This window comes from Streptomyces sp. cg36 (assembly GCF_041080675.1).
Classification (GTDB): domain Bacteria; phylum Actinomycetota; class Actinomycetes; order Streptomycetales; family Streptomycetaceae; genus Streptomyces.
Map to the genome: position 1 here is coordinate 5,232,098 of NZ_CP163520.1, position 25,024 is coordinate 5,257,121.

Annotated in this window: 18 protein-coding genes; 11 read left to right on the top strand and 7 right to left on the bottom strand. The window is 73.5% G+C overall.

Annotation, left to right across the window (positions count from 1 at the left end):
- Positions 1–38 precede the first annotated feature (38 nt).
- From AB5J87_RS23165 to AB5J87_RS23175, 3 genes are read left to right on the top strand one after another with little or no spacing between them, the layout of a single operon-like run.
- Positions 39–218 (top strand): hypothetical protein, encoded by a 180-nt coding sequence (locus tag AB5J87_RS23165; protein ID WP_369378947.1) that lies wholly within the window; start codon positions 39–41, stop codon positions 216–218.
- A 4-nt stretch (positions 219–222) separates the two neighbouring features.
- Complete coding sequence (gene malQ / locus AB5J87_RS23170; protein ID WP_369378949.1) at positions 223–2,355, top strand: 4-alpha-glucanotransferase; 2,133 nt, start codon at positions 223–225, stop codon at positions 2,353–2,355.
- A gap of 20 nt (positions 2,356–2,375) precedes the next feature.
- Positions 2,376–2,603 carry a hypothetical protein gene (locus AB5J87_RS23175; protein ID WP_369378951.1) on the top strand — a complete coding sequence of 76 codons (228 nt, stop codon included), beginning with the start codon at positions 2,376–2,378 and terminating at the stop codon, positions 2,601–2,603.
- 116 nt (positions 2,604–2,719) lie between these two features.
- Here the strand turns inward: AB5J87_RS23175 and AB5J87_RS23180 are convergent, their stop codons facing one another.
- Positions 2,720–3,220, bottom strand: coding sequence for a MarR family winged helix-turn-helix transcriptional regulator (locus AB5J87_RS23180; protein ID WP_369378952.1), 501 nt, complete (start codon positions 3,218–3,220; stop codon positions 2,720–2,722).
- A gap of 109 nt (positions 3,221–3,329) precedes the next feature.
- Here AB5J87_RS23180 and AB5J87_RS23185 point away from each other — a divergent pair, with 109 nt between their 5' ends.
- The 3 genes from AB5J87_RS23185 to AB5J87_RS23195 are packed head-to-tail and all read left to right on the top strand — an operon-like array spanning position 3,330 to position 6,269.
- Positions 3,330–4,343: an EamA family transporter gene (locus tag AB5J87_RS23185; RefSeq protein ID WP_369378954.1), complete on the top strand. Its 1,014-nt coding sequence runs from the start codon at positions 3,330–3,332 to the stop codon at positions 4,341–4,343.
- 56 nt (positions 4,344–4,399) lie between these two features.
- Positions 4,400–5,317, top strand: coding sequence for a DMT family transporter (locus AB5J87_RS23190; protein ID WP_369383643.1), 918 nt, complete (start codon positions 4,400–4,402; stop codon positions 5,315–5,317).
- Between the two features lie 10 nt (positions 5,318–5,327).
- Positions 5,328–6,269: a LysR substrate-binding domain-containing protein gene (locus AB5J87_RS23195; RefSeq protein WP_369378955.1), complete on the top strand. Its 942-nt coding sequence runs from the start codon at positions 5,328–5,330 to the stop codon at positions 6,267–6,269.
- 465 nt (positions 6,270–6,734) lie between these two features.
- Here AB5J87_RS23195 and pepN (AB5J87_RS23200) read toward each other — a convergent pair whose 3' ends face one another.
- Complete coding sequence (gene pepN, locus AB5J87_RS23200; RefSeq protein ID WP_369378956.1) at positions 6,735–9,305, bottom strand: aminopeptidase N; 2,571 nt, start codon at positions 9,303–9,305, stop codon at positions 6,735–6,737.
- Positions 9,306–9,474: 169 nt separating this feature from the next.
- Here pepN (AB5J87_RS23200) and AB5J87_RS23205 point away from each other — a divergent pair, with 169 nt between their 5' ends.
- A complete protein-coding gene (locus tag AB5J87_RS23205; protein ID WP_369378958.1) occupies positions 9,475–9,990 on the top strand; it encodes a DUF1203 domain-containing protein in 516 nt (171 codons plus the stop codon).
- On the opposite strand, the gene AB5J87_RS23210 is transcribed toward AB5J87_RS23205, so the two are convergent.
- The gene (locus tag AB5J87_RS23210; RefSeq protein WP_369378959.1) at positions 9,941–10,888 is read right to left on the bottom strand and encodes a LysR family transcriptional regulator; all 948 of its coding nucleotides are present in this window, start codon (positions 10,886–10,888) and stop codon (positions 9,941–9,943) included. The two genes, AB5J87_RS23205 and AB5J87_RS23210, sit on opposite strands and share 50 nt — an antisense overlap.
- Positions 10,889–10,979: 91 nt before the next feature.
- On the opposite strand from AB5J87_RS23210, the gene AB5J87_RS23215 reads away from it, so the two are divergent.
- Positions 10,980–12,164, top strand: coding sequence for an MFS transporter (locus AB5J87_RS23215; protein ID WP_369378961.1), 1,185 nt, complete (start codon positions 10,980–10,982; stop codon positions 12,162–12,164).
- 320 nt (positions 12,165–12,484) lie between these two features.
- Here the strand turns inward: AB5J87_RS23215 and AB5J87_RS23220 are convergent, their stop codons facing one another.
- On the bottom strand, positions 12,485–13,513 hold the full coding sequence (locus AB5J87_RS23220; protein ID WP_369378963.1) for an aspartate-semialdehyde dehydrogenase: 1,029 nt from the start codon (positions 13,511–13,513) through the stop codon (positions 12,485–12,487).
- 267 nt (positions 13,514–13,780) lie between these two features.
- Between AB5J87_RS23220 and AB5J87_RS23225 the strand changes: the two genes are divergently transcribed.
- Complete coding sequence (locus tag AB5J87_RS23225; protein ID WP_369378965.1) at positions 13,781–15,271, top strand: M28 family metallopeptidase; 1,491 nt, start codon at positions 13,781–13,783, stop codon at positions 15,269–15,271.
- Positions 15,272–15,340: 69 nt separating this feature from the next.
- On the opposite strand, the gene AB5J87_RS23230 is transcribed toward AB5J87_RS23225, so the two are convergent.
- Positions 15,341–18,652: a S8 family serine peptidase gene (locus tag AB5J87_RS23230; RefSeq protein ID WP_369378967.1), complete on the bottom strand. Its 3,312-nt coding sequence runs from the start codon at positions 18,650–18,652 to the stop codon at positions 15,341–15,343.
- A gap of 369 nt (positions 18,653–19,021) precedes the next feature.
- On the opposite strand from AB5J87_RS23230, the gene AB5J87_RS23235 reads away from it, so the two are divergent.
- On the top strand, positions 19,022–20,212 hold the full coding sequence (locus AB5J87_RS23235) for a serine hydrolase domain-containing protein (RefSeq protein ID WP_369378969.1): 1,191 nt from the start codon (positions 19,022–19,024) through the stop codon (positions 20,210–20,212).
- 42 nt (positions 20,213–20,254) lie between these two features.
- On the opposite strand, the gene AB5J87_RS23240 is transcribed toward AB5J87_RS23235, so the two are convergent.
- Positions 20,255–21,328 (bottom strand): hypothetical protein, encoded by a 1,074-nt coding sequence (locus tag AB5J87_RS23240; RefSeq protein WP_369378971.1) that lies wholly within the window; start codon positions 21,326–21,328, stop codon positions 20,255–20,257.
- A 134-nt stretch (positions 21,329–21,462) separates the two neighbouring features.
- Entirely contained in the window at positions 21,463–24,042 is a 2,580-nt protein-coding gene (gene pepN, locus AB5J87_RS23245) for an aminopeptidase N (RefSeq protein ID WP_369378973.1), read from the bottom strand.
- Between the two features lie 158 nt (positions 24,043–24,200).
- Between pepN (AB5J87_RS23245) and AB5J87_RS23250 the strand changes: the two genes are divergently transcribed.
- Positions 24,201–24,863, top strand: coding sequence for a DsbA family protein (locus AB5J87_RS23250; protein WP_369378975.1), 663 nt, complete (start codon positions 24,201–24,203; stop codon positions 24,861–24,863).
- The last annotated feature ends 161 nt before the right edge of the window (positions 24,864–25,024 follow it).

Consider the following 25,024-nt stretch of genomic DNA (forward strand, 5'->3'; position numbering starts at 1 on the left):
TTGTACGTCTGGGAGTCCGCCCACGGGGTAGGGCTGCTGTGTCCCCCCGTCCCGACCACCCCGTGGAGCCCTCCGTGGCCCTGACCGCCCTGGAACAGCCCCTGACCAGCGAACCTCCGCTGGCCGACGCCGAGCCTCTGACCAGCGAGCCACCGTTGACCGAACAGGCGCCCCTCACCAGCGAGCCCACCCCGGTGATCGCCCCGGCCGGGGCCTGACGCCATGACCCTGGCCCGGCTGGCCGCGCTCCACGGCGTGGCCACGTCGTACGAGCCGTCGCCGGACCACAGCGTTCCGGTCCCGCCCGGCACGGTGGTCGCGGTACTGGCCGCGCTGGGCGTCGACGCGGCCACCCCCGAGGCGGTGGCCGCGTCCCTGGCCGCCGCCGAGCGGGCCGAGGCCGCCCGTCTGCTGCCCCCCACCGTGGTCCACTGGCACACCCCCGACCCCGCCCCGCCCGCCGCCTTCACCGCGCTGCCCCCGGGCACGGCGGTCCGGGTCGAGACCGAGGACGGGGACGAGGCCCGCTGGACGACGGCCGGGCCCGCCGGCGAGACCCCGCCCTGGCCCGGCCTCCCCCTCGGCGTGCACCGCGCCCTCGCCCGCACCCCCGACGGCCGCACCGCCCGCGCCACGCTGGTCGTCGCCCCGCGCCGCGCCCCGCAGCCGCCCGAGCGCAGCCACGGCTTCCTCGTCCAGCTCTACTCGCTGCTCTCCGCCCGCTCCTGGGGCATGGGCGACCTCGGCGACCTGGCCGAGCTGGCGGGCTGGGCCGGGCGGGCCGTCGGCGCCGGATTCCTCCAGATCAACCCGCTGCACGCGGCGGTGCCCGGCACCCCCACCGACCCCTCCCCGTACCGCCCCTCCTCCCGCCGCTTCCCCGACCCGGTCCACCTGCGCGTCGAGGACGTGCCGGAGTACGCGCACGCCGGCGACCGGCGCCGGCTCGACGAACTGCTGCGCCGGGCCGGAGCGCTGCGCCGCGCCGTCCTCGACGACGGCGGGCTGATCGACCGGGACGCCGTGTGGGCGCTCAAGCGCGAGGCGCTGGAAGAGCTGCGGTCGGTGCCGCTGGGCCCCGGGCGCCGGGCCGCCTACTGCGACTACCTGGCACGCCAGGGCCAGGCCCTGGAGGACCACGCCACCTGGTGCGCGCTCGCCGAGCGGTACGGACCGGACTGGAGCTCCTGGCCGTCCGCTCTGCGCGACCCGCGCTCGCCCGCCACCGCCCGCGCCCGGCGCGAGCTGATCGACCGCGTCGACTTCCACACCCGGCTCGCCTGGCTCACCGACACCCAGCTCGCCGCCGCCCAGCGGGCCGCCCGGGACGCCGGGATGGCCGTCGGGCTGGTCCACGACCTCGCGGTCGGGGTGCACCCCGGCGGCGCCGACGCCTGGGCCGACCAGCACACCTTCGCCCAGGGCATGTCGGTCGGCGCGCCCCCCGACGCCTTCAACGCGCGCGGCCAGGACTGGGGGCTGCCGCCCTGGCGCCCGGACGCGCTGGCCGCCTCCGGCTACGCCCCGTTCCGGGGCCTGCTCGCCCATCTGCTGCGGCACGCCGGGGCCCTGCGCATCGACCACGTGATGGGCCTGTTCCGGCTCTGGTGGGTGCCGCGCGGACAGGAGCCGGTGGCGGGCACCTACGTCCGCTACGACGCCGAGGCGATGCTCGCCGTGCTCGTCCTGGAGGCGCACCGGGCGGGCGCCGTGGTGATAGGCGAGGACCTGGGCACGGTCGAGCCGGGCGTGCGCGAGGAGCTCGCCCGGCACGGGGTGCTCGGCACCTCGGTGCTCTGGTTCGAGCGCGACTGGGAGGGCACCGGCCGCCCGCTGCCCGCGACGGCCTGGCGCGAGGGGTGCGTGGCCACCGCCACCACCCACGACCTGCCGTCCACGGCCGCCCGGCTCACCGGCGAGCACGTGGGGCTGCGCCACCGGCTCGGCCTGCTGACCCGCCCGCTCGCCGAGGAGCAGGCCGAGGACGCGGCCGAGGTGGGGGAGTGGCTGGCCCATCTCGCCCGGCTCGGGCTGCTGCCCGAGGGCGCCCGGGGCGAGGAGGGCGCGGTGCGGGCGGTCTACCGCTTCCTGCTGCGCACCCCGGCCCGGATGGTCGGCGTCTGGCTGCCGGACGCGGTGGGCGACCGCCGCCCGCAGAACCTGCCGGGCACCTGGGACCAGTACCCCAACTGGCGGCTGCCGGTGGCCGGTCCCGACGGGCGCCCCGTCGCCCTGGAGGAGCTGGTCGCCTCGCCCCGGCTGCACGCGCTGATGCGGGTCTTCACAGCCCCGCCGGACCCGCCCCCGAAGGAGGCCGGGTCCCGTACGGCACCCCCGGGCGCGCGCCTCGCCTAGGCGTTCGCTAGTTTGGCACCGTGGACAAGAAGAACACCCTGCGCGCCGGCGCCGTGGCAGCCGGTACGACGCTGATGATGCTGCTGATGTCGGCCCCCGCCCTCGCGCTCACCCGCGACGACGGCGACGACCCGGGCTCCGGCCTGAGCGTGTTCGACACGATCGGCCTGTACGTGCTGGCGCCGCTCGCGCTGTTCGCGGTCATCGCCGGTCTGGTCCTGGTCCTGGACAAGTCCAAGAAGGTCTGACCAGCCCTCTTCCGACGCGCTGAGGCGCTCCGCGGTACGAGTCGTACTCGTACCGCGGGGCGCCTTTCCCCTTTTCCGGCCGCCGGGGCCCGTCCCCTCCTCCGGTGGCCGTGCGGTCAGTGGGCCGCGAGCAGCTTGCGCAGCAGCCCGTTGAGCTGCTCGGCCTCCGCGTCGTCGAGGACGCCGTCCAGGAAGGCGTGCTGCATCTCCAGGCCCGCCGTCACCGACTCGTCGACGATGGCGCGGCCCTTGTCGGTGAGGGTGACGCGCAGCCCGCGCCGGTCGTGCGGGTCCGGGCTGCGGCCGAGCAGCCCGGCCTTCTCCAGCTTGTCCAGCCGCCCGGTCATCCCGCCGGTGGTGAGCATCAGCGTCGCCGACAGTTCGCGCGGCGAGAGCGTGTAGGGCTCGCCGGAGCGGCGCAGGGTGGCGAGGACGTCGAACTCGCCGCGTGAGATCCCGAACCGGTTGTACACCTTCTCGATCCGGTCGCCCATCGCCTTGGAGATCCGGTAGATGCGGCCGTAGACGGCCATCGGGACGGTGTCGAGGTCCGGCCGGACCGCCGCCCACTGCGCGGTGATGGCGTCGACGGGGTCCTGGGGGGTGGCTGCAGTCATGGGGCCAGTATCCGAGCGCGATGGGTCGGACGCAAGAAAGTAGCTCTCCTCCTACTTGCTTAGCTTCAAGTGGCTTGACGGAAAGTAGCTTACGAGTAAGCTACTTTCCATGAGCCTCCGCCAGAGCCGAACGGCCACCATCGCCCTCACCGCCCTCGCCCCCGTCTCCTGGGGGTCCACCTACGCGGTGACCACCGAGTTCCTCCCTGCCGACCGCCCGCTGTTCACCGGCATGATGCGGGCCCTGCCCGCCGGACTCGCCCTGCTCGCCGTCACCCGGCGGCTGCCGCGCGGGGAGTGGTGGTGGAAGGCGGCGGTCCTCGGCGCCCTCAACATCGGGGCGTTCTTCCCGCTCCTCTTCCTCTCCGCCTACCGGCTGCCCGGCGGAATGGCCGCCGTCATCGGGTCGGTGGGGCCGCTGTGGGTCGCCGGACTCGCCGCCCTCTTCCTCGGCGAGAAGCCCACCCTGCGCACCCTGCTCACCGGCATCGCCGCGGCCCTCGGCGTCAGCCTGGTCGTCCTGAAGGCGGCGGGCGCGCTGGACGCGGTCGGGGTGGCGGCCGGTGTCGCCTCCTCGGCCTCGATGGCCGCCGGAACCGTCTTCACCAAGCGGTGGGGGCGCCCCGAGGGCGTCGGCCCGCTGGTCCTGACCGGCTGGCAGCTCACCGCGGGCGGTTTGCTCATCGCGCCGATCGCCTTCCTGGCCGAGGGCGCGCCGCCCGCCCTGGACGGCCGCAACCTCGCGGGCTACCTCTACCTCGCCCTGGTCAACACCGCTGTCGGGTACTGGCTCTGGTTCCGCGGCATCGGCCGGCTCAGCGCCACCTCGGTCACCTTCCTCGGCCCGCTCTCGCCGCTCACCGCGGCCGTCATCGGCTGGGCCGCGCTGGGCCAGTCGCTCACCCCGCTCCAGCTGACCGGCATGGCGATCGCCTTCGGAGCGACGCTCTTCGGCCAGATCGCGCCGCAGGGGAAGAACGGCAGGAACGGGAAGAGCGGGAAGAGCGGCCGGAACGGAAAGTCCGCCGCCACCACCCCCACCCCCTCCACTATGTTCAATTTTCCTGAAAGGAATGGTCGGAAAGATTCGATGGACGCGATGGTTTCGACGGTGCGACGGTAGGCCGGTACCCACCGCAGACCCCCACCGAAGAAGGAGCCCAGACGCCCGTGGCAGTCCTGGAGCGCGTCCGATCCACCTCGACCACCACCCGTACGGGGGCGAGCCGGGCCACTGGCCCCGGTCTCGCCCTCGCGGCGCTCGCCACCCTCGTCTGGTCCGGCAGCTTCGTCGCCTCCCGGGCGCTGCACGACTCCGTACCGCCCGTCCAGGCCGCGTTCTGGCGCTGGATCGTCGCCCTCGCGGCGGTGGCCCCGTTCGCCGCCCGCGCCGCCTGGCGCCAACGGGCCCTGATCCGGCGCCACTTCGCCTACCTCGCGCTGGCGGCGCTGCTCGGCGTCACCGTCTACAACACCCTCGTCAACCAGGCCGGCCTCTCCACCTCGGCGGGGAACATGGGCATGATCATGGCCGCCTCGCCGGTCCTCATGGCGCTGTACGAGCGGCTCGGCGGGGAGCGGCTCGGGGCCCGGCGGACCGCCGGGACGCTGGTCGCCTGCGCCGGGGTGGTGCTGCTGGTCAGCAAGGGCTCGCCGACCCCGCACTTCGCCGCCGGGGACCTGTGGATGGTCGCGGCGGCCCTCTGCTTCGCCTCGTACAGCGCGCTGCTGCGCCGCCGCCCCGCCGCACTCGACGGTCGGACCTTCCTGTTCACCACCTTCGCGCTCGGCGCGCTGATGCTGGCGCCCGCGTACGAGATCAGCCTCGCCGTGCAGGGCGGCTTCGCGGCGGAGCCCGCCACGGTGGGCCCGCTCCTCTACGTCGGCGTCCTCTCCTCCGCCGTCGCCTTCTTCGCCTGGAACAAGGCGATCGCGCTGATCGGCGCGGCCCGCGCGGGCGTCGTCTACTACCTCCAGCCGGTCTGCGTCACCCTGCTCTCCTTCGCCCTGCTCGGCGAGGCCGCCGGCCCCGGGCAGCTGCTCTGCATGGCGCTCATCCTGGGCGGTGTGGTCCTGGGCTCGCGCACCTCCCGATAGGTTGCCGACCATGAACGCGCACGCGCACGACGGCGGGTCGGGCGCCGGCGCGCCCCACGAGTGGGACATCCGCAAACTCCACATCCTGCGGACCCTGCGCGAGCGCGGGACCGTCACCGCGACCGCCGGGGCGCTGGGCATGACGCCCTCGGCGGTCTCGCAGCAGCTGACCAATCTGGCCCGGCAGCTGGGAGTGACCCTGCTGGAGGCCGACGGGCGCCGGGTGCGACTGACCGGCGCCGCCCATCTGGTGCTGCGCCACGCCGAGGCCGTCTTCGCCCAACTGGAGCGGGCGGACGCGGAGTTGGCGGAGTATCTGCACGGGGAGGCGGGGGAGGTGCGGGTGGCGGCGTTCGCCACGGCGGTGCCCGCGCTGGTCGTCCCGGCGGTGCTGCGGCTGCGCGAGAGCCACCCCGGTCTGGCCGTACGGGTACGGGAGGCGGAGGCGGCCGAGGCGTACGAGCTGCTGGCGGCCGGGGCCGTCGACCTCGCCCTCTCGCTGGCCGCGCACGCCCCCAGCACCCGCGACCCCCGCTTCACGCTGCTGCCGCTGCTCACCGACCCCCTGGACGTGGCCCTGCCCGCCGGGCATCCGCTGGCCGCCGCGCCCGGGCTGCGGCTGGCCGATCTGGCGGCCGAGCCGTGGATCTTCGGCGGGAGCGGGCCGTGGAGCGAGATCACCACGGCGGCGTGCGAGGCGGCGGGGTTCGTGCCCGAGCAGGCGCACAGCGCCTCCGGGTGGACCGCCATCCTGGCGATGGTGGGGGCGGGGATGGGGGTGGCGCTGGTGCCGCGGATGGCCTCGGTGTCGCGGCCGGGGGTGGTGATGCGGGAACTGGGCGAGGACCGGCCCTGCCGGCATGTGGTGGCGGCGGTGCGGAGGGGTGGGCAGGGGGCGCCCGGGGTGCGCCGAGTCCTGACGGAACTGACCCCCACCCCGCCCGTTCCCTGAACCCTCCGGGGGTGGAGGGTCGACTGCGGGCCGTGCCGGGCTGGGGGCCCGGGGTGGTGTGTTGGCTGCGGACCGTGGTGGGCTGGTCGCGCAGTTCCCCGCGCCCCTGGGGGGTTGGGGGCTCGGGGTGGAGGGTCGGCTGCGGACCGTGCCGGGCTGGGGGCCCGGGGTGGAGGGTCGACTGCGGGCTGTGCCGGGTTGGGGGCCCGGGGTGGTGTGTTGGCTGCGGACCGTGGTGGGTTGTTCGCGCAGTTCCCCGCGCCCCTGGGTAGTTAGGGGCGCGGGGAACTGCGCGATCAGCCCCCACCGGCCCGCGGATGAACGCAAAGCCCCCGTGGCGGGGCGCAGGGGCCGCAGGCCCCGCCCGGGGGTTCGGGGGCGGAGCCCCCGGGATGAGCGGCCCCACCCCACCCCCCCAACCCCCGGAGGGTTTAGGGAAGGGGCGGGGTGGGGCCTCAAAACCCGTCAGGCCGCCGCCGCGTCCGCCGCCTGGGCCCTGAGCGCCCGCTCGACCCCGGCCCGGGACTCCGAGATCAGCCGCCGCAGCGCCGCGTTGGGCCCGGCCGACGCGAGCCAGGCGTCCGTCACGTCCAGCGTCTCCTGGGAGACCTGGAGCGAGGGGTACAGCCCGGTCGCGATCTGCTGCGCGATCTCGTGGGACCGCGACTCCCACACGCCCTTGACCGCCGCGAAGAACTTCTCCGTGTACGGCGCCAGCAGCTCGCGCTGCTCGGTCTGGACGAAGCCGCCGATCACCGCCTCCTGCACGGCGTTCGGCAGCGAGTCGCCCTCGACGACCTGCGCCCACGCCTCGGCCTTCGCCTCGGCGCTCGGGCGCGCGGCGCGGGCGGTGGCCGCGTGGCGCTCGCCCGCCGCCGTCCGGTCCCGCTCCAGCTCGCCCGCGATGGCCTTCTCGTCGGCGCGGCCGGTCGCCGCGAGACGCTCCAGGAGCGCCCAGCGCAGCTCGGTGTCGACGGCGAGGCCGTCGATGGCCTCGGTGCCGTCGAGCAGGCCCTGGAGCAGGTCGAGCTGACCGCCGGTGCGGGCGGTGGCCGCGAACGCCCGCGCCCACGCCAGCTGGTGGTCGGAGCCGGGGGCCGCCGCGCGCAGCTGCTCCAGGGACGCCTCGGTCCACCGGGCCAGCCCCGTCTCGCGCCACTCGGGCGCCGCGTACAGCTCCAGGGCGAGCTTGACCTGGCGGTGCAGCGACTGCACCACGCCGATGTCCGACTCCTTGGCGATGCCGGAGAGGACCAGCGCCAGGTAGTCGCGGGTGGCGAGCTCGCCGTCGCGGGTCATGTCCCAGGCCGAGGCCCAGCACAGCGCGCGCGGCAGCGACTCGGCGAAGTCGCCGAGGTGCGCGGTGACGACCTTGAGGGACTCCTCGTCCAGGCGCACCTTCGCGTACGAGAGGTCGTCGTCGTTGAGCAGGACGACGGCCGGGCGGCGGGTGCCCGCCGGGAGCTCGACGGCGGTGCGGGCGCCGTCCACGTCCAGCTCGATGCGGTCGGTGCGGACCAGCTTGCCGCCCGCGTCCAGGTCGTAGAAGCCGATCGCGATGCGGTGCGGGCGCAGGGTGGGCTCGCCCTGGGCGCCGGCGGGCAGCGCCGGGGCCTCCTGGAGGACGGTGAAGGAGGTGATGGCGCCGTCGGCGCCGACCTCGATCTCCGGGCGCAGGATGTTGATCCCGGCCGTCTCCAGCCACGCCTTCGACCAGGTCTTCAGATCACGGCCGGAGGTCTTCTCCAGCGCGCCGAGCAGGTCGGACAGGCGGGTGTTGCCGAAGGCGTGCGCCTTGAAGTACGCCTGGACGCCCTTGAAGAACTCGTCCTGGCCGACGTACGCGACGAGCTGCTTGAGCACCGAGGCGCCCTTGGCGTACGTGATGCCGTCGAAGTTGACGAGCACGTCGTCGAGGTCGCGGATGTCCGCCATGATCGGGTGCGTGGACGGCAGCTGGTCCTGCCGGTAGGCCCAGGTCTTCATGGAGTTGGCGAACGTGGTCCAGGCGTGCGGCCACTTGGAGCCCGGCGCGTACGCCTGGCAGGCGATGGAGGTGTAGGTGGCGAACGACTCGTTCAGCCACAGGTCGTTCCACCACTCCATGGTGACGAGGTCGCCGAACCACATGTGGGCGAGCTCGTGCAGGATGGTCTCGGCGCGCACCTCGTACGCGGCGTCGGTCACCTTGGACCGGAACACGTACTGGTCGCGGATGGTCACCGCGCCCGCGTTCTCCATCGCGCCCGCGTTGAACTCCGGCACGAAGAGCTGGTCGTACTTGGCGAACGGGTAGGCGTAGTCGAACTTCTCCTGGAACCAGTCGAAGCCCTGCCGGGTCACGTCGAAGATCTCGTCCGCGTCGAGGAACTCGGCGAGCGAGGGACGGCAGTAGATGCCCAGCGGCACCGACTGGCCGTCCTTCTCGTACGAGGAGTGGACGCTGTGGTACGGGCCGACGATCAGCGCCGTGATGTAGCTGGAGATCCGGGGCGTCGGCTCGAAGACCCACACGTCGTCGGCGGGCTCGGGGGTCGGCGAGTTGGAGATCACGGTCCAGCCCGCGGGGGCCTTCACGGTGAACTGGAAGGTCGCCTTCAGGTCCGGCTGTTCGAAGGAGGCGAAGACGCGGCGCGCGTCCGGCACCTCGAACTGGGTGTACAGGTACGCCTGGTCGTCGACCGGGTCGACGAAGCGGTGCAGGCCCTCGCCCGTGTTGGTGTACGCGCAGTCCGCGACGACCTTCAGCTCGTTGGCGCCCGCCCGCAGACCGGCGAGCGCGATGCGCGAGTCGGCGAAGACGGCGGCGGCGTCCAGCGCCGTGCCGTTCAGGACGACCTCGTGCACGGTCGGCGCGACCAGGTCGATGAAGGTCTCCGCCTCCGCCTCGGCCGAGTCGAAGCGCACCGTGGTGACGGACCTGTACGTACCGCCCTCCTGCGCGCCGCTCAGATCGAGCTCGATCGCGTACGAGTCGACGCTCAGCAGCTTCGCGCGCTGCTGGGCCTCTTCACGGGTCAGATTCGTGCCAGGCACCCGGCCATCTCCTTCAGAACTACAGACGGACCCATCAGATCGTGACGGTTCCGGCCATCCTTGCACGAGAGGTACGGGGGACGTACAGGGCTTTCCCGCCGCCGGTCCCCGGAAGCTCCAGGTCCGAATTCCGCCGGTACGCGGCGCCGCCGGGCGGGAGGCTCGGTGCATGACGACGACCCGCACGGCACCCATGGTCCACACCGCCCGCCCCATCGCCCCCGAGGCCCTCGCGCAGCTGCGCGCCACCGATGACGCCGGGCGGCCCTGCGTGCCCTTCACCGACGACGAGGGCGGCGCGCCCCTGCGCTGCTGTCTGCGCCCGAGCGAGCCCGGCGAGCGGATCGCACTGGTCTCGTACGCCCCGCTGCGCCGCTGGGCGGCCGGGGCCGGGGCCGAGCCGGGCGCGTACGACGAACAGGGCCCGGTCTTCATCCACGAGGCGTGCGACGGGCCCGGCGAGGCCGACGGCTACCCGTTCGCGCGCGCGGGCGCCCTGCGCACGGTGCGCCGCTACGACGCCGACGGCCACATCGTGGGCGGGCGCCTCCTGGAGATCCCCGAGGACACCACGGCGGGCTACGACGCGGCCTTCGCGGACGCGTTCGCCGACCCCCGGGTGGCCCTGGTCCACGTCAGGGCCCTGGAGTACGGCTGCTTCCACTTCGAGGTGCGCCGCCCCTGACGGACGCGGTCGCCGCGGGCCGCCCCGCCGTCCCCGCCCCCGCCACCGCCCCGGCGAAGGCCCGCACCGCCGCCGTGTCCCCGCCCCGGCGCCACACCACCCCCAGCGCCGAGTCGGGCAGCCCGTCCACCGGGACGAAGGCGACGTCCTCGCGCGCGTGGTAGTCGGCGGTCGGGCGGCACAGCAGCATCGCGCCGCTGTCGGCGGCGACCAGCGTGAGCCCCTCCTGGAGCGTGGCGACCGCGGGCCCGCCCGCCGCGCCCGGGGCCTGGGCCGCGCGCCAGTACGCGGGCGCGGGCGCGGCCGGGGCGATCAGCTCCGCGGCCGTGAGCTCGGCGGCGGACAGCCGCTCGCGCCGGGCGTACGGGTGGCGCACCGACACCGCCAGGGTCTGCTGCTGCTCGGAGAAGACCGGCCCCAGCTCCAGGTCCGGCTCGGCCACCGGCAGCAGGACGACGGCGGTGTCCACGTCCCCGCGCCGCAGCGCCCCGAACGGATCGCAGAACGCGATCTCCACCAGGTGCGGACGGATCCCGGGCCGGCGTCGGCGCAACTCCTCGACCGCCCGCATCAGATACGCGGTGGCCACCCCCTGGAAGCCGATGCGCAGGGTGCCCTCCAGGCCGCGCGCCCGGTCCCGGGCCCGCTCCACCACGTCCGCCAACGCGTCGTAGGAGGGACGCAGTTCGGCGAGGAACGCCTCCCCGAAGGGGGTGAGCCGCACCCGTCGGCTGGTCCGCTCCACCAGCCGCGCGCCCAGCCGCCGCTCCAGCGCGGCGAGCAGCTGGCTCACCCTGCTCTGCGACACGTACAGCCGCTCGCCGGTCCGGCCGAAGTGCAGCTCGTCGGCGAGGACGAGGAAGCACTCCAGCTCCCGGACCTCAAGCCCGCCGCCCACAGAGCCTCCCCGCCGATCGATGAATCACGCTCATCAACGGATGAGGACTGCGCCGTTGTTCCCCGGCCCCGGCGGGCGAAGGCTGAGGGCCATGGAAACGATCACCGAAACCCCTGTGGGCGCGGTGCGGACCGGCCCGGCGCGCGGCCGGGCCGCCGTGCTCGCGGTCGCGGCCACCACCTTCGCCGTGGTCACCACCGAGATGCTCCCGGTCGGCCTGCTCAGCCCGCTGGGCGACGCGCTGGGGGTGAGCGAGGGCACGGCGGGCCTGGCCGTGACCCTGCCGGGCGTGGTGGCGGCGCTCACGGCCCCGCTGCTGCCCGGCCTGGCGGGCCGCACCGACCGCCGTACGCTGCTGGTCGCCCTGGTCCTGCTGCTCGCGGCGGCCGACCTGGTCTCCGCCCTCGCCCCCGGCTTCGGGGTGCTGCTCGGGGCCCGGCTGGTGGTCGGGGTGTGCATCGGCGGGGTCTGGGCGCTGGCGGCGGGCCTGGCGCCCCGGCTGGTCCGCGCGGCGGCGGTGCCGCGCTCGACGGCCCTGATCTTCAGCGGGATAGCGGTGGCGTCGGTGGTGGGCGTCCCGGCGGGCGCCCTGGTCGGCGAAGTGGCGGGCTGGCGCTGGGGGTTCGCGGCGGTGGGCGTGCTGGCGCTGGTGGTGGCGGCCCTGCTGGCCGCGCTGCTGCCGCCGCTGCCCCCGTCCCGCCCGCTCCGCCCGGCGCAGACGGCGGCCCTGCTGCGGATTCCGGCGGTGCGCACCGGCGTCCTGCTGGTCCTGCTCCTGGTGACCGGCCACTTCGCGGCCTACACCTATGTCCGCCCGGTCCTGGAGCGGGCCGGGATCGGCACGGGCGCGGTGAGCGGGCTGCTGCTGGTGTACGGGGTGGCGGGGGTGGCCGGGAACTTCCTGGCCGGTCTCGCGCGGGTGCCGCGCCGGGCGCTGCTGCTGATCGCGGCGCTGCTGGTGCTTGCGCTCGGCGGTCTGGCGGCGCCGGGGAGCGCGGGGCCGACGGTGGCGCTGCTGGTGGTGTGGGGCCTGGCCTACGGGGGCGTCTCGGTGACCACCCAGCGCTGGGTGCTCTCGGCCGCCCCGTCGGCGCCGGAGGCGGGGTCGGCGCTGTTCACGGGCGCGTTCAACGCGGCGATAGCCGCCGGGGCGGCGGCGGGTGGCGCAGTGGTGGACGGGGTGGGAGTGGCCGGGGTCCTGGCGGTGGGGGCGGGTCTGGTGGCGCTGGCGCTGCTGGTGTGCGCGGTGTCGTCCCCGCCCCGCACCTCGCCGTGAGCCCTCCGGCGGGCGGTCGGGGCCCGGGGCCCGGTTCGGCCGCTGAAGCCGACCCCGGGGGAGCCGAAGTCGGTCGCGGGCCGAGGGCGGGGGAGCCGAAGTCGGCCGTAGGGAGACGAGGTTGGCAGCGGGCAGCGGGCAGCGGGCAGCGGGCAGCGGGCGGGGCGGCGAGGTCGGCCGCGGCCCGCGGTGAGGTGTTCGCGCGGTCCCGCGCCCCGAGTGCCCAGGGGCGCGGGGAACCGCGCGACAAGCCCCCACCGGCCCGCGGCCGAACGGAGGGCGGGGGGCGTCCGGGGGCGGGCCCCCGGACCGGACCCGTGCTAGCCGCGCAGCTCCCGCGCCACCAGCTCCGCGATCTGCACCGCGTTCAGGGCCGCGCCCTTGCGGAGGTTGTCGTTGGAGAGGAACAGGGCGAGACCGTTCTCCACGGTCTCGTCGACGCGGATGCGGCCCACGTAGGAGGCGTCCTTGCCCGCGGCCTGGAGCGGCGTGGGGATCTCCGAGAGCTCCACGCCCGGCGCCGAGCCCAGCAGCTCGTAGGCGCGGGCCACGCTCACGGGCCGCTCGAAGCGCGCGTTGACCTGGAGCGAGTGGCCCGAGAAGACCGGGACGCGGACACAGGTGCCGGACACCTTCAGCTCCGGGATGCCCAGGATCTTGCGGGACTCGTGGCGCAGCTTCTGCTCCTCGTCCGTCTCGAAGGAGCCGTCGTCCACGATCGACCCGGCCAGCGGCAGCACGTTGAAGGCGATCGGACGCTTGTAGACGCCCGGCTCGGGGAACTCCACCGACTCGCCGTCGAAGGCCAGCTGGTCCGCCTTCTCGGCCACCGCGCACGCCTGGGCGTGCAGCTCGGCCACGCCCGCGAGGCCCGAGCCGGAGACGGCCTGGTAGGTGGTGGCGACCAGCGAGGTCAGCCCGGCCTCCTCGTGGAGCGGGCGCAGCACCGGCATCGCGGCCATCGTGGTGCAGTTCGGGTTGGCGATGATCCCCTTGGGCCGGTCCTCGACCGCCTCGGGGTTCACCTCGGACACCACCAGCGGCACCTCGGGGTCGCGCCGCCACGCCGACGAGTTGTCGATCACCACGGCGCCCTGTCCGGCCACCTTCTCGGCCAGCGCGCGCGAGGTCGCGCCACCGGCGGAGAAGAGCACGATGTCCAGGCCGGTGTAGTCGGCGGTGGAGGCGTCCTCGACCGTGATCTCGCGGCCCTCGTACGTGAGGGTGGAGCCCGCGGACCGCGCGGAGGCGAACAGACGCAGCTCGTCGACCGGGAACTTCCGCTCGGCGAGGATGGTGCGCATGACTCCGCCGACCTGACCGGTGGCTCCGACGATTCCGACCCTCACGATGTCTCCTTGTGTACGTATGTACGGCCCGGGCGCTTCCATGATGCGTCGGCCCACGGCCGACTTGTCCAATCCATTGTCCGGGGTGTGGGACGAGACACGCTCGGCCCGGGCCACCGAACAGGAGACTCCCTTCCCACTTGTGACGAGTTCATGGCGGCTCCATTGCTTCCGCACAGGAATGCTCCCCACCAGGCCCTTCGCTGGTTACGGTCCTGTCATCCGGGCCGATAAACGGTCACCGGCTCCCGTATTCCGGAGGAACCCGTGCGCGTATCCCGCCGCACCAGGGCCATAGCGGTCCTGGCCGCAGCCCCCGTACTCCTGGCGGCCGCCACCCCCGCCGTCGCCCAGCCGCACCACCGCGACGACCCGGGCAGGCAGGCCGAGCGGCTCGCGCGGAAGCTGGTGGAGCAGTCGTCGGGGGAGAGCGCCTACCGCCACCTGCGGCAGTTCCAGAAGATCGCCGACGCCAACGGCGGCAACCGGGCGGCGGGCACCCCCGGCTTCGACGCCTCGGCCGCCTACGTCCACGACCAGCTGGAGAAGGCCGGGTACGACGTCGCGTACCAGGACTTCGACATCTTCGAGTCCAAGACCCTGCGCGAGAAGCTCACGGTCACGTCGCCCGAGCCGCGCGAGCTGAAGACCACCGCGTTCGACTTCAGCAAGGCGGCCCCGGCGGGCGGTCTCACCGCCCAGCTCAAGGCGGCCCGCGTCGACGACACCCCGGGCTGCGAGCTCGACGACTACGCGTCGGGCACCTTCACCGGCAAGATCGCCCTGGTCAAGCGGGGCAGCTGCACCTTCGTGCAGAAGGAGGCCGTCGCGGCGCGGGCGGGCGCGGCCGGGATCATCCTCTACAACCACTCCGGCACCACCCCCGTCCACGGCACGGTCAGCGACCCGGCAGGCGCGCACATCCCGGCCACCGGCGTCTCGCTGGCCGACGGCGAGGCGCTGGCGGCGCAGCTCGCCAAGGGCGACGTCACCGTCACCCTGGACGTCGCCACCGAGGCGGTCGCCCACCGGACGCGCAACGTCGTCGCCCAGACCCGCGGCGGCGACCCGGACAGCGTCGTCGCGCTCGGCAGCCACCTCGACTCCGTCCAGGCCGGGCCCGGCATCAACGACAACGGCACCGGGTCGGCCGGCCTGCTGGAGGTCGCCCTCAAACTCGCCAAGGAGACCCGGCAGACCAAGAAGCACCCCAAGCCGCTCGCCAACAAGGTGCGGTTCGCCTGGTGGTCGGGCGAGGAGCTGGGGCTGCTCGGCTCCGAGCACTATGTGAAGTCGCTGACGGAGAAGGAGAAGCGGCAGATCAAGCTGTACCTCAACTTCGACATGATCGGCTCGCCCAACCCGGCCGAGCTCGTCTACGACGGCGACGACTCCGACCGCACGGGCGCGGGCGCGGGTCCGGCCGGCTCCGCCCAGATCGAGCGGCTGATCAACGGCTACCTGGACAAGAAGCGCGTCCCGCACTGGGGCACCGACTTCGACGGCCGCTCCGACTACGGCCCGTTCATCGAGCAGGGCATCCCGGCCGGCGGCACCTTCACCGGCGCCGAGCGCCTCAAGACCGAGGAGCAGGCGGCGAAGGCGGGCGGCACGGCCGGGCAGCCCTACGACGCCAACTACCACGCGGCCGGCGACACGCTGAAGAACGTCGACAAGAAGTACTTCGACCTCAACATCGACGTCATCGCCCACGCGGTCGGCACCTACGCCCAGGACCTGAGCTCGCTCAGGGGCTGACCGCACCGGCGTACGCGAAGGGGCCCGGCGTTCTCCGTGAACGCCGGGCCCCCGGGTGTGCTCAGCGTGTCACGGCGTGACCTTCTCGATCACGACGCTGCCGGTGCCCGCGGCCGTGCCGCGCGCGTTGACCAGCTTGACCTCGCCGAAGAACTGGCGTCCCTCGGGAGCCGCGCCGGCCACCACGACCTGCGCGCCGACGGTCGCCGAGGCGCCGTTGGCCAGCTTGACCGCCTTGGTGTCGTCCACCTTGACGGTGCCGAGCGACGGCGCGTAGTACACGTCGCGGTAGTTGTACGTGGTCGAGCCGGACGGGACCGAGTAGCCCGCGACCTGGATCGTGTAGGTGCCGGCGGCCGGCTTCAGCAGGCTGACGGCCTCCTCGGAGTCGCCGTCGGCGGACGAGGCGACCTGCACGCCGTCCTTGAGGACCGTGAGGTCCAGGTCGGCCGCGGTGTCCGAGACGCCGCCGATCGCGACGTCCAGGCGCTCCACGCCCGCACCGACGGTCAGCGTGGTCGTCTGGACCTCACCGGCCTTGATGGTCGGCTTGGCGACCTTGGCGGAGCCCAGCGAGCCGCCCTGGAGCTTGCCGTCGATGGCGGCGAAGCCGTTGGTGACCTTCCACTCGACCGGGGCCGAGGAGCCGACCTTGGCCTCCGGCACGGCCTTCACGGCCGGGTCGAAGGCGGCGCCGAGCAGCGCCACGTCCAGCTTGTACGGGTTGTCCAGGTAGGGCGAGGTACGGCGCGACTCGACCTCGATCTCCCACACACCGGCCTGCGGGTTCGCGTAGGAGCGCAGGTCGGGGCGGCAGGTGTTGGCCGGGTTGTCGTAGTTCGGGTAGCAGTTGGGCGTCCCCGAGTCGTCGACCGGCACACCGTAGGGGTGGATCGCGATGAAGCGGGTCTGGCTGCCCGAGCGCAGCGCGCCCATGGAGACCTCAAGGGCCTTGGCGCCGGCCGGGACGCTGATGAAGTACGACTTGGTGCTGTTGCGCTGCACCGTCGAGGAGTCCGTGAAGGTGTACGACGGCTTCACCAGCGGCTTGGCGACGACCACGGTGGCGAGGATCTGCTGGTCCACGCCCACGGTCCGCCTGTCGTCGACCTCCAGGATGGCGCTGTGCACGCCCGCCGACTTCGGCTGCGCCTGCACCTTGACGGTGACCGGCGTGTTCAGCGGCAGCGCGACCTCGTCCTTGCCCAGGACCTTGAAGGTGCCGTCGTTGTTCTTGAACGACAGCCGGTGCTTCACGGCCTTGTCCGGGCCCGTGGTGCGGGTGACGGTGACGTCGTACGTCTTCTTCTCGCCCGCCTTGAGGCCGCCCTCGCGGTCGTAGATGCCGGTGCCGAAGCCCGGCGTCTTCAGCGCGTAGCTGATCGCCGTGGAGACCGGGGCCTTCACCGCGTACTCGTGGGCGGTCGCGCCGTCCTGGATCGCGTCCCAGGCGTCGACGATGTCGATCAGGCCCGCGCCCTCGGCGTACGCCTGAACGCCCTTGATGTGCTTGGCCGTCGACGTCAGCGCGGTGCGCAGGTCGGCCGGGGCCAGGTCGATGTGCTTCTGCTTGGCGGCCGACAGCAGCAGGGCCGCGGCGCCGGTGGCCTGCGGCGAGGCCATCGAGGTGCCCTGGAGCATCGAGTAGCCGGCCGGCAGCGAGTAGCCGGCCTCCTTGACCGGGGAGCCCGGCAGCCAGGTCTGGGTGGTGTTGATCGCGGCACCCGGCGCCGACAGCGTCGGGGTGAAGCCGCCGTCCTCGCGCGGGCCGCGCGAGGAGAACGGCATCATGTCGTACTTCTTCGACACGTTGGAGCCGTAGTTGGAGGCCCAGGTCGCCTGCGAGACGGTGGCGCCGACCGAGATGACGTGGTCCGCGAGGCCCGGGTCGCCGATGGTGTTGACGCCGGGGCCCTCGTTGCCGGCCGAGATGACCAGCTGGACGCCGTAGGTGTCGATCAGGCGCTTGTAGAGCTCGGAGCGCGCGTTGTTGCCGTCGTTGAGCGCCGGCAGACCGCCGATCGACATGTTGACGATGTCGACGTGGCGGTTGGTGACCAGGTCGATCATGCCCTCGGTGAGCGCGATGTTGGTGCAGCCGCCGGACCAGTTGCAGGCCCGCGAGGAGACGATCTTGGCGCCGGGGGCGGCGCCGCTCATCTTGCCGCCGAACAGCCCGTTGGCGGCGGTGATGCCCGCCACGTGGGTGCCGTGCTCGGACTCGATGAGGCCGATGTTGACGTAGTCGGAGGTGTGCCCGGCCGCGTCGTACTTCACGTCCTTGCGGATCTCGACGGTGAACGGCATCCGCTCGGAGACGTCGGTCGCCGGGTTGTCGGTGCCGAAGTAGCCGACCTGGTAGCCGTCCTTGTACGGCTTCATGGCCTCGTCGTCGGTGAAGTCACCGTTGTTGTTGAGGTCCACCCGCACGGTTCCCGCGACCGGGTCGTAGAGCACGCCCCAGGTGTCGGTGGTGTCGCCGTCGCGGTTGACGTCGCCCTTGGCGTCGCCGCCCGCGGTGACCTTCTCCGAGAAGAGGCTGATGTCGTAGCTGCCGGCCGGGGCCTTCCAGGTGCGGCCCTGGTAGGTGAACTCCGGTCCGGAGACGGCGGTGTTCATCCGGCGCCAGGTGCCGTCGCCGTCGGCCACCGGGTCGGTCGCGGTGACCCAGTCGACGATCTTGCGCTCGCCGGTGGTGGTCTTCTGGAGCGCCGGGTGGCCGAGGTCCACGCCGGAGTCCAGGACGCCGATGGTGACGCCGCGGCCGTCCGCCTTGGGATGCTGCTTGACGAAGTCGACCGCGCCCGTCTCGAAGGACGGGTTGTACGGGTTCTTCGCGGGCGTGTTCCTGCCCGGCGCGGGCTGGGCGGAGGCGCCGCGCAGGGACTTGGTGCCCTTGGGGTTGTCGCCCGACGGGGTCGGGTCGTCCAGCTGGATCTCCTGCTTGAGGTCGATCCCGTGGACCGAGGGCAGCTTGGCGGCGGCCTTCAGGGCGGACTCGGCGGTGCCGGTCGGCAGGGTGGCCCGTACGTAGCCGAGCTTGTCGTCGACCTTGCCGACGGTGGCGCCCGACACCGAGTCGAGCTGGTGCGAGACGGCGCCGGTGGCGCCGGGGGCGGTCGCCACCATCACGGTGACGGTCTTCTCGCCCTTGGCCTGCGCCTCGGCGAGCCGCTGCTCGTCGGCGGCGCCCAGCTTGTCCCCGGGGGACTTGGCCGGGGCGGACTTCACGGGTACGGGGGTGGGACCGGCCGTCTGGGCGGCGAAGACGGGGGCGGCGCCCGCGGTGATCAGCGCGGCCACCAGGCCCGCCGCGGCCGCTATTCGGGCCGTGCGTCTGGCGCCGGGAACGGCGCTCGGCGAATCGGAGGTCATCAGCATCCCTAATGGTCAGAAAGGGTCCGGAATACGGTGCCGGATGACCGCTGAGCATTTCCTATTTGACCGTTGTTTGTGGAGAGTTGACCGAGCCCGGAATCGGACATGGCGGTATCCCGCCATGCGCCATCGGGCGCAAGGCGGGGCGAACCGGGGCCGATCAGCCCGCGCGGGCACGGGCGCGGTGACACGACGCCGCCGCGCGGTCGCCGCCCGCAGCCGTCGCCGGGCCACCCGGCCGCCCCGCCCGGCCGTCCGGAATCGGCCGAAACCCGCTCAACCGTCCCGGGGGCGGTCAACTCCCGCGCGGCGGACCGGGTCCTGCCTCGCCGAGGGCGCCGCCGAAGGTGCCCCCGGCCAGAGGGAGTGCATATGTCGGTACGTACGGGGCGCAGGGTCAGGACGGCGGTCCTCGGGGTGGCGGTGGCCGCCGGGATCACCGCGACCGCGCTGGTGGCGCCCGCCTCCGCGGACGCCCGGGGTGCGCGGGCGGGCGGGCACGAGGTGACCCAGCGGGCGCTGGAGGCGGCGGTCGCGGCCGGATCGCCCGGCGTGGTCGCGGTCGCCCAGGACGGCGGACGGGTGTGGAGCGGGAACGCGGGCGTCGCCGACCTGCGCACCGGCCGCCAGCGGCAGGCCGAGGACCGCTTCCGGATCGGCTCCATCACCAAGTCGTTCGTGGCCACGGTGCTGCTGCAACTGGAGGCCGAGGGCAGGCTGAGCCTCGACGACACCGTCGAGCACTGGCTGCCCGGCGTCGTCTCCGGCAACGGCAACGACGGCTCCGGGATCACCCTGCGCCAGCTGCTCAACCACACCAGCGGGCTCTACGACTACACCGAGGACGCGGCGCTCCAGCGAAAGATCTTCACCACGGAGTTCCTGACACACCGTTACGACACCTACAGCGCGGACCAGTTGGCCGCCATCGCCATGGCGCACCGCCCGGACTTCGCGCCGGGCACCTCCTGGAAGTACTCCAACACCAACTTCGTCCTGGCCGGGATGGTCATCGAGAAGGCCACCGGCCACTCGTACGCGGCCGAGATCGACCGCCGGGTGCTGCGCCCCCTGAACCTGCGCTCCACCTCGCTGCCCGGCACCGACTCCCGGATGCCCCGGCCCAGCGGCCGGGCCTACTCCAAGCTGTCCGAGCAGACCACGGGCCGGACCTACGACGTCACCGCGCTCAACCCGTCCATGGCGGGCTCGGCCGGTGAGATGGTCTCGGACTCCGGCGACCTCAACCGGTTCTACCGGGCGCTGCTGACCGGCAGGCTGCTGCCCCAGCGCCAGCTCAAGGAGATGATGACGACCGTCGCGGTGCCCGGCCACCCCGAGGGGGGTTACGGACTGGGGCTGATGGCGCGCACGCTGCCCTGCGGGGTCGAGGTCTGGGGCCACGACGGCGGGATCCACGGCTCCACCTCGGTGGCGGTCACCACCGGGGACGGGCGCCACTCGCTGGCGTACAACCTCAACGGCGACTGGGCCGACGACGGCGCGGCGCCGGTGCTCGCCGAGTTCTGCGGCACCGGGCCGGCGGCCACGCCCGCAGGGTGACCCGCCGGTGCTCCCCCGGCCGGAGCCGGGCCCGCGGCCCGCTCACCGGGGGAGCACCACGACGTAGGCGGCGGGCTCCCGGTCCGCCGACGCCATCAGGGCCGTGCGCACCACCGTCGCCTGCTGCTCCATCGCCTCGCGCAGCTTGCGCGGGGTGATGTGCACGACGGTGATGCCGAGCCGCTCCAGCGTCTCGCGCTTCTGGCTGTACTCGCACCACAGGTCGTCCTCGTCCGGCTGGCGCCCGCCCGTGCGCGGCGCCCGGGTGTCGAGCTCCACCGCCACCGCCTGGTCCGGCCAGTACGCGTCCACGCCCCCGATGTGCGGGCCGCCCGGCAGGCGCAGGTCCACGTTCCACAGCGGGTCCGCGAGACCGTGGACGCGCACCATCTCGTAGAGGCGGCCCTCGGCGATCGTGCGGCCCTCGGCGAGCAGCGAGTCCACCGCGTCCACCACGTGCGCCCGGGTCAGCAGCCGCGCCTGGGTCAACTCCCTTACCAGCACCGCCGGTTCGCAGTGGCCGCCGCGCACCGCCTCGGTGAGCAGCCGGCGCACCGCCTGCGCGTCGGTCAGCTCGGCCACCGCGTCCGCCAGCGCCCGCGCCACCGGAGCCACCGGCACCCCGGCGACGGACTCGGCGACCGGCATCACATGCGCCCGCACCAGCCGGACGCAGCCGGTCGAGCGCAGCCGCCGGGTGCGCGGCACCAGCACGTCGATCCGGTCGAGGGAGAGCAGCGGGGGAGCGGAGGAGAAGCGGTGCAGGGCGAGCGCGGCGAGCCCGGTGACCACCGCGTCGGGCGGCGCGGCGTGCGCGGCGCCCTGCGCGGGAATCGCCCTGGCGCGCTCGGCGGCCGGGCGGCCCGCGTACAGCAGGACCGCGTGCAGGCGCTCCTCGCTGGTGGGCGGCCCCGGGTGCAGGACGTAGACGCCCGGCAGGAGCTGCTGCCAGGGGCCGCCGGGGCGGCACTGGGCGGCGGTGCGGGCGGCCGGGACGCCGTGCTCGCGCAGCTGCGCCGAGGAGAGCACGCGCCGCTGGACGTCGGCGAGGTGGCTGAGGGGGCGCGGGGAGAGCGGGGAGGTCTCGCCGCCGAAGGTCGGGGTGTTGGGGTTCATGACCCCGGTGTTCCGCGCCCGCGGCGGCCCTTAACCGCTGTTACAAGCCCGTCGACAATTCCGGACAACCCCGTCCTAAAGTACGGGCGTTCGAGTGCCGACAGGGGGCCCGTCGCCGGGCCCCCCGCCGGGGGTCAGCGGGCGTCCGCCGCCGCGTCGCACGCCTGGCCGCGCAGGGTGCGGGCCAGGTCGTCACGGGCTTCGAGCACCAGGCGGCGCAGCGCCGGGGCCGCCTCCCGGTGTCCGTCGAGCCATTCGTCCGTGGCTTCGAGGGTCGCGCTGTTGTCCTGGAGGGCCGGGAAGAGCCCGCGCACGATGTCCATGCCGATCTGGATGGACCGCTCGGCCCAGACCCGCTCGATCACCTCGAAGTACTTCGGCGCGTACGGCGCGGACAGCTCGCGCTGCGACGCCTGGCCGAATCCGGCGATGGTCGCCTCCGCCAGCGCGTTGGAGAGCGCGTCCGACTCCACGACCTGGGCCCACGCCTGCGCCTTCACCGCCGCGGACGGCCGGGCCGCCAGACAGCGCACCTGGTGGCGCTTGCCGGAGGCGGTGTCGTCGCGGGCGAGCTCGGCGCCGATCGCGGCCTCGTCGGCCAGGCCGTGCGCGGCCAGCGGCTCCAGGAACGTCCAGCGCAGCTCCTGGTCGACGTCGAGCCCGTCGATCTTCGCCGTGCCCGCCAGCAGCCCTTCGAGCAGCTGGAAGTCGGCGTCGGTGGTGGCCGTGGAGGCGAAGAAGCGGGCCCAGGACAGCTGGTGCTCGCTGCCCGGGTCGGCCAGCCGCAGCTCGCGCAGCGCGCCCTCGGCGAGCAGCCGCCCGCCGCGCTCGCGCCACTCGGGCGCCGCGTAGTGGGTCTGCGCGGAGCGGGTCCAGGCGTGCAGCATCTGGAGCACGCCGATGTCGCTCTCGCGCCCGGAGTGGGTGAGGACCAGGTCGATGAAGTCCCGGGCGGGCATCAGGGCGTCCCGCGTCAGGTTCCACAGCGCCGACCAGCACAGGGCGCGCGCCAGCGGGTCGGTGATGTCGCCCAGGTGCGCGCGCAGGGTGTCCAGCGAGCCCTGGTCGAAGCGGATCTTGCAGTAGGTGAGGTCGTCGTCGTTGACGAGGACCAGCTCGGGCCGCTCGGCCCCGGCCAGCTCCGCCACCACCGTGCGCGGCCCGTCCACGTCGACCTCGGCGCGGGCGTAGCGCACCAGGGCGCCCGCCTCGGAGCGGTAGAGGCCGACCGCGACCCGGTGCGGGCGCAGCGTCGGGTACGCCTCGACGGCCTCCTGGGCGATGGCGAGCTCGGTGATGCGGTCGCCCGCGTCATAGGTGACCTGCGGGGTGAGCGAGTTGACCCCGGCGGTCTGCAGCCAGGAGCGCGACCAGGACGCCATGTCCCGGCCGGAGACCTCCTCCAGGACCGACAGCAGGTCCTCCAGGCGGGTGTTCCCGTAGGCGTGGCGCTTGAAGTAGCGGCGGGCGCCCTCCAGGAACGCGTCCCGGCCCACGTACGCCACCAGCTGCTTGAGGACGGAGGCGCCCTTGGCGTAGGTGATGCCGTCGAAGTTGAGCTTGGCGTCCTCCAGGTCGCGGATGTCGGCCGTGACCGGGTGGGTGGAGGGCAGCTGGTCGGCGCGGTAGGCCCAGGACTTGCGGCCGTTGGCGAAGGTGATCCAGCCGTTGTCGAACCGGGTCGCCTCGACCTGCGAGAAGCTGCCCATGAAGTCGGCGAACGACTCCTTCAGCCACAGGTCGTCCCACCACCGCATGGTGACCAGGTCGCCGAACCACATGTGCGCCATCTCGTGCAGGATCACGTTGGCGCGCCGCTCGTAGGCGGCCCGCGTCACCTTGCCCCGGAAGATGAACTCCTCGCGGAAGGTCACCAGACCCGGGTTCTCCATCGCCCCGAGGTTGTACTCCGGCACGAACGCCTGGTCGTACTTGCCGAACGGGTACGGGTAGTCGAACTGGTCGTGGAAGAAGTCGAAGCCCTGCTTGGTGACGAGGAACACGTCGTCCGCGTCGAAGTGCCGGGCCAGGCCCTTGCGGCACATCGCGCCGAGCGGGATCTCCAGCGTGCTGCCGTCGTCGAGGGTGCGGGTGTAGGTGTCCGTCACGTAGTGGTACGGACCGGCCACCACACAGGTGATGTACGTGGAGATGGGCTCGGTCTCGGCGAACCGCCACACCCCGTCCTCGCCCCGGGTGCCCTCCCCGTTCGACCAGACCGTCCAGCCCTCGGGCGCGCTCGCCTCGAAGCGGTAGCGGGCCTTGAGGTCGGGCTGCTCGAAGTTGGCGAAGACCCGCCGGGAGTCGGCCGGCTCGTACTGGGTGTAGAGGTAGACCTCGCCGTCCTCGGGGTCGACGAAGCGGTGCATGCCCTCGCCGGTCCGGCTGTAGGCGCAGTTCGCGTCGACCACCAGCACGTTCTCGGCGGCCAGATCGGCCAGCGCCACCCGGGTGCCGTCGAACACGGCGGCCGGGTCGAGCGGCTTGCCGTTGAGGGTGATCGCGTTCACGGACGGCGCGACCAAGTCCGCGAAGGACTCCGCGCCCGGCCGCGCGCAGCGGAACTTGATCGTGGTCACCGAGCGGAACGTACGCGGCCCGTCCGGGGCGTCCCCGACCGCCGAGCGCAGATCGAGGGCGACGTCGTACCCGTCGACGGACAACAGCTCGGCCCGCTCACGGGCCTCGTCGCGGGACAGATTCTCACCGGGCACGGGCACTCCTTCGTGTCTCGTTCGAACAGCACCGATCCTGCCATGCCCGCCCGGCGCCGGACACGCGGGAATGAGCTGGACCCCGGTCCGGTTGGCACCGAGGCACATCCACCGGACGCACGGCCACCCGTCAGCGGCGTCCCCGCAGGAGGAGAGACATGTCCGAGACCGTGACCCAGGCCGGGAAGACCCCCGTCGACTTCTGGTTCGACCCGCTGTGTCCGTGGGCCTGGATGACCTCCCGCTGGATGCTGGAGGTCGAGAAGGTGCGCGACGTGGAGGTCCGCTGGCACCTGATGAGCCTCGCCGTCCTCAACGAGGACCGGCTGGAGGAGCTGCCGGAGAACTACCGCGAATTCCTGAGCACCAAGGCGTGGGGGCCGGTCCGGGTCGTCATGGCCGCGCAGGAGAAGTTCGGCACCGAGGTGCTGGGCCGGCTGTACACCGCGCTGGGCACCCGCTTCCACAACCAGGACCTGGGCTCCGGCCGCGAGGTCCTGGTCGCCGCCCTGGAGGAGGCCGGGCTGCCCGCCGAGCTCGCCGACTACGCGGACGCCGACCCGGAGACCTACGAGTTCGACGCGCAGCTGCGCGCCTCGCACAAGGAGGGCATCGACAAGGTCGGCCAGGACGTCGGCACCCCGGTGATCGCGGTGCCCGGCGCCGACGGCGAGCAGATAGCCTTCTTCGGCCCGGTCGTCACCCCGGCGCCCAAGGGCGAGGCCGCCGCCCGGCTCTGGGACGGCACGCTGCTGGTGGCCTCGACCCCCGGCTTCTACGAGATCAAGCGCAGCCGCACGTCCGGCCCGATCTTCGACTAGGACCCGCCCCGCGAGCGCCTCGCCGCCGCCCCCCGCCACAGAACTCGTCTTCCCAGCCCGGGTCCACGCCCGGCGTCCAGAACGCGAAAGTGTTCATGGCGTCGAGCATGGCACCCGGCACTGACAGCGGGACGGGCGCGAATGGGTGCGGGACCGGCGCA

Coding starts and splice junctions, on each gene's coding strand:
- malQ (WP_369378949.1), top strand. CDS start 223: ATGACCCTGGCCCGGCTGGCCGCGCTCCACGGCGTGGCCACGTCGTAC.
- AB5J87_RS23240 (WP_369378971.1), bottom strand. CDS start 21,328: ATGAACCCCAACACCCCGACCTTCGGCGGCGAGACCTCCCCGCTCTCC.
- AB5J87_RS23235 (WP_369378969.1), top strand. CDS start 19,022: ATGTCGGTACGTACGGGGCGCAGGGTCAGGACGGCGGTCCTCGGGGTG.
- AB5J87_RS23250 (WP_369378975.1), top strand. CDS start 24,201: ATGTCCGAGACCGTGACCCAGGCCGGGAAGACCCCCGTCGACTTCTGG.
- AB5J87_RS23195 (WP_369378955.1), top strand. CDS start 5,328: ATGAACGCGCACGCGCACGACGGCGGGTCGGGCGCCGGCGCGCCCCAC.
- AB5J87_RS23180 (WP_369378952.1), bottom strand. CDS start 3,220: ATGACTGCAGCCACCCCCCAGGACCCCGTCGACGCCATCACCGCGCAG.
- AB5J87_RS23185 (WP_369378954.1), top strand. CDS start 3,330: ATGAGCCTCCGCCAGAGCCGAACGGCCACCATCGCCCTCACCGCCCTC.
- AB5J87_RS23230 (WP_369378967.1), bottom strand. CDS start 18,652: ATGCTGATGACCTCCGATTCGCCGAGCGCCGTTCCCGGCGCCAGACGC.
- AB5J87_RS23215 (WP_369378961.1), top strand. CDS start 10,980: ATGGAAACGATCACCGAAACCCCTGTGGGCGCGGTGCGGACCGGCCCG.
- AB5J87_RS23205 (WP_369378958.1), top strand. CDS start 9,475: ATGACGACGACCCGCACGGCACCCATGGTCCACACCGCCCGCCCCATC.